This is a genomic window from Amycolatopsis sp. NPDC058986, assembly GCF_042741125.1.
Lineage (GTDB): Bacteria > Actinomycetota > Actinomycetes > Mycobacteriales > Pseudonocardiaceae > Amycolatopsis.
On sequence record NZ_JBHYJW010000063.1, the window covers coordinates 50,062 to 57,511 of the forward strand.

The 7,450-nt window shown below is 66.2% G+C and carries 3 protein-coding genes; 2 read left to right on the forward strand and 1 reads right to left on the reverse strand.

Annotated features, from left to right (window positions below):
- Positions 1–47: 47 nt before the first annotated feature.
- Positions 48–2,165 (forward strand): ATP-binding protein, encoded by a 2,118-nt coding sequence (locus ACFW0G_RS37645; protein ID WP_378330282.1) that lies wholly within the window; start codon positions 48–50, stop codon positions 2,163–2,165.
- Here ACFW0G_RS37645 and ACFW0G_RS37650 read toward each other — a convergent pair.
- Positions 2,162–3,271: a HesA/MoeB/ThiF family protein gene (locus ACFW0G_RS37650; protein ID WP_378330283.1), complete on the reverse strand. Its 1,110-nt coding sequence runs from the start codon at positions 3,269–3,271 to the stop codon at positions 2,162–2,164. The two genes, ACFW0G_RS37645 and ACFW0G_RS37650, sit on opposite strands and share 4 nt — an antisense overlap.
- Positions 3,272–3,705: 434 nt before the next feature.
- Here ACFW0G_RS37650 and ACFW0G_RS37655 point away from each other — a divergent pair, with 434 nt between their 5' ends.
- Positions 3,706–6,786, forward strand: a complete 3,081-nt coding sequence (locus ACFW0G_RS37655) for a tetratricopeptide repeat protein (RefSeq protein WP_378330284.1) — start codon at positions 3,706–3,708, stop codon at positions 6,784–6,786.
- Positions 6,787–7,450: the final 664 nt, after the last annotated feature.

Consider the following 7,450-nt stretch of genomic DNA (forward strand, 5'->3'; position numbering starts at 1 on the left):
AGCACCCCCAGAACCTGAGAACAGCGCGCAACGATCTGACCGGCGACGTGACAGGTTCTGTAGTGCAGGCAGGCACGATCCAGCAGGTGGTCGTCGGCCAGCCCGCCCGGCAGGACGCGCTGCCCGTTCCGCGCCAGCTGCCTCCCGCGGTACGTGACTTCGCAGGTCGCGACGACCAGCTGGCCGAGCTGGACGCACTTGTCGCCAGGGGCGAAACCCGCCCCACCGCGACGGTGATCTCGGCATTGGACGGCACCGCAGGCGTCGGGAAAACCACGCTGGCCGTGCAGTGGGCGCACCGCGTGGAACATCACTTCACCGATGGCACGCTGTTCGCCAACCTGCGCGGCTACGGCCCCAGCTCCCCGCTGACGCCGGATCTGGTGCTCACCTCGTTCCTGCACGTCCTCGGCGTCCACGAGGACCGCATCCCGGCCGAGCTGGACGCGCAGGCCGGGCTGTATCGCTCGCTGCTCGCCGATCGGCGGGTCCTCGTCCTGCTGGACAACGCCCGCACCGCCGACCAGGTCCGGCCGTTGCTGCCCGGTTCCCCCGGCTGCCTTGTGCTGGTCACCAGCAGGGCCAGTTTGACCGGGCTGATGGTGGCCGAGGCCGCGAGCCAGGTCACGCTCGATCTGTTCACCCACGAGGAAGCCAGGACCCTGCTCCGCGGAATCCTCCGGCCGGAGCGCGTCGACGCCGAGCCCGAGGCCGTGGCCGACCTCATCGAGGTGTGCGCGCGGCTGCCACTGGCGCTGCGGGTCGCCGCCACCCGGATCGCCGCCCGGCCCCACACCAGTATCGCCGACGTCGTCGCGGACATCACCGATGAGCAGAATCGGCTGGACATGTTGAGCAGCAGCGGAGACGAGCGCAGCGCCGTACGGACCGTCTTCGACTGGTCCTACACCCAGCTTGGCGACGAGCAGGCTCGCCTGTTCCGCCGCGTCGGCTTGCATCCCGGCACCGAGTTCGGCGTCCTCGCCGCCGCGGTGGTCGCCGGAATCGAGCCCGCCGACGCCTACCGGCAGCTGGAGTCCCTTGCCGACGCGCACCTGATCGAAGCGGTCGGTGCCAGGCGCTACCGGTTCCACGACCTGCTGCACGCCTACGCCGCACATCGCGCGGGGCTGGACGAAACCGCGGAAGCCCGGCACGAGGCCGTGAACCGCTTGTTCACCTGGTACGCCCGAACAGCACAGGCTGCCGACAAACTGCTCTTCCCCGGCCTGGACGTCCTCGACATCCCGCTGGAACCCGTCGGCCACGAACTGCCGCTGGCCGACCGAGGTCAGGCGCTCGGCTGGTTGAACACCGAGCAGGTGAACCTGATGGCAGTGCTCCGCGCGGCACACGCGTATCGAGCGCACGACGCGGCCCTCTGCCTGGCAGCGTCCGCGAGATCCCTCAGTATGCGCGAGCGGGCCCTGTGGCCCGTGCGGCTCGAGGCCGAGACGCTCGGGCTCCGTGCCGCCAGAGCCGCCGGAAACCGTGTCGCGGAAGCGTTTCTGCTCGGTTTCCGGGGCGACACCTTCGCGGATCTGGGACGGTTGGACGAAGCCGAAGCGGACTTCGACCAGCAGCTCACCCTTGCGCGCGAGCTCGACGACGTCGTCCGCCAGCGAGTGGCGCTGGTCGGTTTGGCCCAGGTTCGGCTGCTGCACCAGCGATACCTCGACGCGCGAAGTCTTTACCACCGGGCTCTGCCCTTGGCACGTGCGGCGGGCGGCGGGCGTCCCGAAGCGGTCATCGAGTGCAATCTCAGCCGTATCAGTGTGTTCCTCGGCCAGTACGAGCAAGCTCTGGTGCACGCCGAACGCGAACTCGAACTGCGCCGCCGGACCGCCGACCGGGTCGGAGAAGCCTACGCGCTGCACGACGTGGCCGTGGCACACCAAAAGCTCGATGACCACGAGACAGCGATCGGCTTCGCGAACCAAGCCATCGCGATGTACCGGGACCTCGCCGGAACAGGGACCTTCCTCGCACTCACGCTCGAAACGGCGGCGGCTTCGCTCGAACGGATCGGAGCCCTGACCCGCGCGGCGCGGTATCTGGCGGAAGCGTGCGCGCTACTCGGCGAGCTGGACGACCCGCGTGTGGAAGCGCTCTGCGACAAAGCCCGTGAACTGGCGGCCCGCGCCGATACCGAACCTCCGCCCTAGTGCTGTCCGGTCGTCGCGGCGCAGGTCGGGCAGTCCGGCCTTGGCGCTTCCGGGCCGAGCGCGAAGCTGTCTTGCAGGGTGACGAGGTTGAAGCCGAACTGACAGTTGGTACGGAGGGCCGGCGCACCGGTGATCAGGGCGAGAACGGCATGTGCGGTCAGCTGGCCCGCGACACCGGCCGACACGGCGTTGGCAGCCTGTCCTCGTGGGGTGCGGCGGAGCATGGACGAGAAGGTCCGTGGCGGAAGTCCGGCGCGCCGTTCCCGTTCGGCCACACGGGCGCAGTCGTAGCACGGCCCGGCGCCTGGCCGATAGAGCCCGCAGCTGACCTGCGGCCCGTGGTAACCACCGTGCACCCAAGCCGTCCCGGTCGCTTCACAGGCCTGATTGGCCCACGAACGGATCTCCTGGGGCTGGTCCGCGGCCAGCAGCAGGACGTCGAATTCCATCGACAGGCGCCGCAGGGCGGCGGGGCCGTCGACGGTGAGCTGTTCCCCGGTGACGTGGACATCGGAGTTGTACCCGCGCAACCGGTCGACCGCGGCGTCGGCCTTGGGCCTGCCGAGATCGTGCTCGGTGAACAGGATCTGCCGGTTCAGGTTGGACAGCTCGACCGTGTCCGGCTCGACGCAGTGCACGTGCCCGACTCCGGACACGACCAGCGTCTGGGCGGCGGTGCAGCCGACACCGCCGACACCGATCACCGCCACCCTCGCCTGTCGCAGCAACAGCTGCGTGTCCCAGCTGGTCCGGCGCGGGGTGCGGTCCATCCAGCGGAACAGCGCCGCGCTCCGTCCGTAGCGCTCCCGCTCGACAGCACTCAGGCCCTCCGGTACCGGCTGGTCGGCGTCCTCCACATAGCCGGCGCGGGTGAGGTCCTCGATGGCGGCGAGGACGTCGGCGCGGGACCTTTCGGGGTGGAGGCGGACCAGGTCGGTGACGACCTGGTCCGTGGTCCGCACACCGTCGAGGGTTTCCAGCAGCGCCCAGACCCACCCGCCCGGATCCTCGATGTCGGCTGCGATGCCGCGGACGATACCGCCGATCCGGACCCGGTCTTCGCCGTAACGCACCGGGAGGTGCTCGGGTTTGATCATCGGACGCATCGGAACTCCTCCTCGCTCCTAGCTTTCCTGTGTCGGGTTGCTGAAGGTCAATTCGCGTTCCACCTCAATGAATTCGATCATGGCTTCGCACCTCCTTTCCCCTCTGCGCCCGGGAAGGCAAGAGCATGGCCGGGATACAGCCGCGGCGTGGTTCTCCGGCTCGGTCATCCGGTGTCCGCACGGCTCGCGGCCTGCTGGAAACACTCATCGCGCTCCCCTCGATCAGCGTTCGGTCGAACACCGGAAGTATCGAGCGTGTTGTGTTCAATGCCGTGTCAATGCGGAGGTCAAGCTCGCGACAACTGCGTGTCTTAGATGACAAATAGATGTCAGCACAGGTGAGAGCGCTGCGCCGCCCCGTGGGTAAATGTCAGACTCGCGATGAAGCGAGGAGGTTCGACTCAGCAATCCCAGGAGGGGGGAGCGCTGCGCAGATGGAAATCGCGTTCGGAATTCTCGGGCAAACTACCATGCGTATGCACGGTCGCTTGAGCACGGACTGGGGCTCGCTGAAACTGCAGCAACTCCTGGCGGCACTGCTGGTGCAACCCAAGGTGCGCGTGGGGGTGAACACGCTGGTGGACTGGGTCTGGTCAGCGGACGAACGGGAGCCGAACGACCCGGCTGCCACGTTCCGCACCTACGCGGGACGTATCAACAAAGCGATGCGAGAAGCCGGCGTTCCCGCGACACTCCACACCATCGACGGCGCGCTCCACATCAATGTCGAACGGGAAGCCATCGACTACTTCGCTTTCGAATCATTGGTCGAGCAAGCCCAGGAAAACCGCAAAGAACACGACCACGAAGCGGCCTGCGCCGTACTCGCCACGGCGTTCGATCTTTGGCGAGACCGGCCACTGGCAGACCTCACATCGCAAGTGGCGGAGACCTGGCGCTACTGGGCAGTACATCAGATCTGGTTACCCGCGAACCACCTGCTGCTCGGCGAGCTGATCGCGCTGGAGCGGTTCGAGACAGCTTTGCAGAAGCTCGATGAGCTGCAACGGGAACACCGAACCGACCTCGGATTGGCGCGACGCCGGCTGTATGTGCTGCGCGAACTCGACCGCCCCGACGAGATGGGCGCTTATCACATGAAGGCGCGCAAGCTACTCCTCGGCGAGGAGGACCCGACCGCGGCCGAGGACCTGCGCAAGTACTACAACGCCCTGTTGTCCGAACCCGGATCTCGACGGTCGGCCACACGGACAGCGCCAGGAGCCCGTGGGGCAGCCGAACGGCTGGCCACGGTCCCCCTGCCCCGGCAGCCCGCCGACCGGACCACACTCGATCGGCCGCCCAGCCTGCTGCCGGCGTTCGCACCTCGAGGGCCCTCGACGCTACCGCCGGGTGCCGCCGATTTCGTCGGCCATCACGACCTGCAGAAAGCGCTTGACGAGCTGGCCAGTACCGCGGACGGTCGCTTTCGCCCCGGCCTGGTTGTCCTGGACGGCCTGGCAGGCATCGGCAAAACGGCCCTCGCGGTGCACTGGGCGCGTCGGCAGTACGGCAAGCTGGTCGACACCGCGCTGTATGTCGATCTCCACGGCTTCGACGGCGGGCGTCCGGCCGAGGCCGGCGACGTGATCGACGAACTCCTCGACGCCCTCGACGTGCCCGTCGCCAGTCTCGCCAGCCGCGCGAGACGGGAGGCGAAGCTCCGCGAAATCCTCGCCGGGAATCGCACGCTGATCGTGCTCGACAACGCCGCCAACTCCGCGCACGTGCTGCCGCTGATGCTCACGCTCTCGCCGTGTCTCGTCGTCGTGACGAGCCGCCAAGGTCTGACCGCGCTGGCCAGCCGTCATGGCGCGCGGCACTGCTCGGTCACGTCCCTGAACGAGGTTCACGCGGCTCAAGTCCTGACCAGTCGCATCGGTTCCCGCGCCGACGCCGAACAAGAGTCGATCGGGCGGCTCACCGCGTTGTGCGGCGGGCTCCCGCTCGCGCTCCAGCTGGTCGCCCGGCACGTCGAAAGCCGCCGTGGCGCCGCATTGACCGAATTCGCCGACGAGCTACAGGACCAGAGCCGCCTGCTCGACATCGGCGACGACGGGGACGATCCGCCCGCGAACATAAGGGCCGCCCTGCTCGTCACCTACCGTGCCCTCCCTTCCCCAGCGCAGACGCTGTTTCGCGCGACCGGTCTCTCCCCCATTCCGGAATTGACTCTGCACGCCGCGGTAGCACTTGCGGGCGATTCGACCAAGAGCGTGCAGCGCGCCCTCGACATACTCGTGAGCACCCATTTCTTGACCCCGACGGGCACACGCGACCGTTACCGTTTGCACGACCTTCTCCGCGCCTTCGCCCGCGAACTCGCCGAGAGCGCCGAGCACGTCAGCACCCGAGAGGAAGCCGAGCTTCGCCTTCTGTCCTTTTACCTCCACACCAGTTACGGCGCCGACCGGCGTCTGTTTCCGTTCCGCCCTCCGGTACCCATGCTTCCAGCAGCGCCGCACACTCCAGCACTGGAGTTCACCTCCGAAGCCGAAGCGAAAACATGGCTACTGCAAGAAAGAGCCAACATTTCCGCCATTGTTCCCTGGGCAGCACAACGTGGTTACCACGATTTCGCATGGCGAATTCCGCATAACCTCTATGGGCTGTACCGCAGACTCGGCCTGAACAGCGAACTACGTACACTGTACACGATTTCCACCACTTCGACTCAAGCCGTAAAGGACCTTGAATCAGAAGGGGCAACCCGCAGCGACCTCGGGCTGATCTGCGCCGCCCTCGGCGACTGGGACGCCGCGCTGCGCGAATTCCACATTACTTCCGCGATAGCACAGAAGACCCAGAGCACCATGGGAATGGCCATCTCCCTGTCCCACCTCGGCACATATGAGAAGCAAATAGGAAACCTGGACACCGCCGCCGAACTCTACCGACGAGCACTGCACCATGCCGTCGCCGCCGACAGTTACGGCGCGCAGTCCGCGATCCTCCACCGGCTCGCGGGGACCACACTTGCGCGCGGGCGTCGCGACGAGGCACTCGCCCTGTACCACCAAGCCCTGCGTCTACGGGAGAAGATCGGGAACAGCCACGGCCAGGCCGAGTCACTCATAGAAATAGCGGCAATATCGGCTGATAGGAAACAATACGACAACGCGCGGCACTACGGTCTGCAAGCACTGGCCATCATCGAGAAAATCACCGATGTCGAGGCGGGACCCCGCGCGTGCTACGTCATGGCCGGTATCAGTTACGCGCAAGGCGACCACCAGGCCACCATCGGATACGCCCGCCAAGCCGCACGTCTCGCCATGCGCGATCACAATGCCGTCATCGAGGCGAACGCGCTCCACATTCTTGGACACGCTTTGTGCGAAATCGGCCACCGGGCCGCCGCCGAGGAAGGCTGGCTCCAGGCCAAATTGGTCTATACCGATCTGAACAACCGCGAGCGGGTACGTCACGTCCAGCAGGACCTCGCGGCCCTGAAGACGACACAGGCACCCTCGGCCACTTTCGCTCACCAGGTCGAGCTACCCCACCAGCAATAACCTGAAACATACTCCGGTTCTAACTTCACTACTTAAGTCATACTCTCGTCACTCTAGCTAGCTACTTGTCGACACTTTTGGTCATTTCGCGGTCGCCCGTCCGTGTCGCCGAACGTCGTCCGTAGGACACAACCGTCAGGGAGACTCACCGCTTTAGTGGACCCCGCGTCTACCACGTGCAACACCCTCAGTAGGCTCTGCCCCGTCCGCAACCCGGACAGCTGAACCGTTACCCCGCACCGCCTGTGGAAGCCACCCAGGTGGTTGCAGAATCAACCAGAACGAAAGCCTTTTCATTACCTATGAGCAGAGTTTCCGAGATCGGTCGGACGCGGGTGGCATCCCTGGCGGGAGCGGTGTTTCTCTGCGGCGGGCTGATCTCCATGGGAAGCAGTCACGCGCTCCACGAGACACACGTCGCCTCCGTGACCACAGTGGACTCGAATTATTGGAACGCAGACTCGGACTACTGGAACCCGGAATAAGTTTGCATTCTAAAAGCAACGAAGCTGCTTCTCAGAACGCTGCGGCACCAGCACGCGCGCCAGCCGCGCCCAACACACCGCTCGGTCCGAAGTGGCCAGCGCCGTGAAGGCCACCTTACCGGCCGTCAGCGCCGGTAAGGAGGCCGTAACCGCCCGCCAGCCGGGAAGGGCGTGGTCAG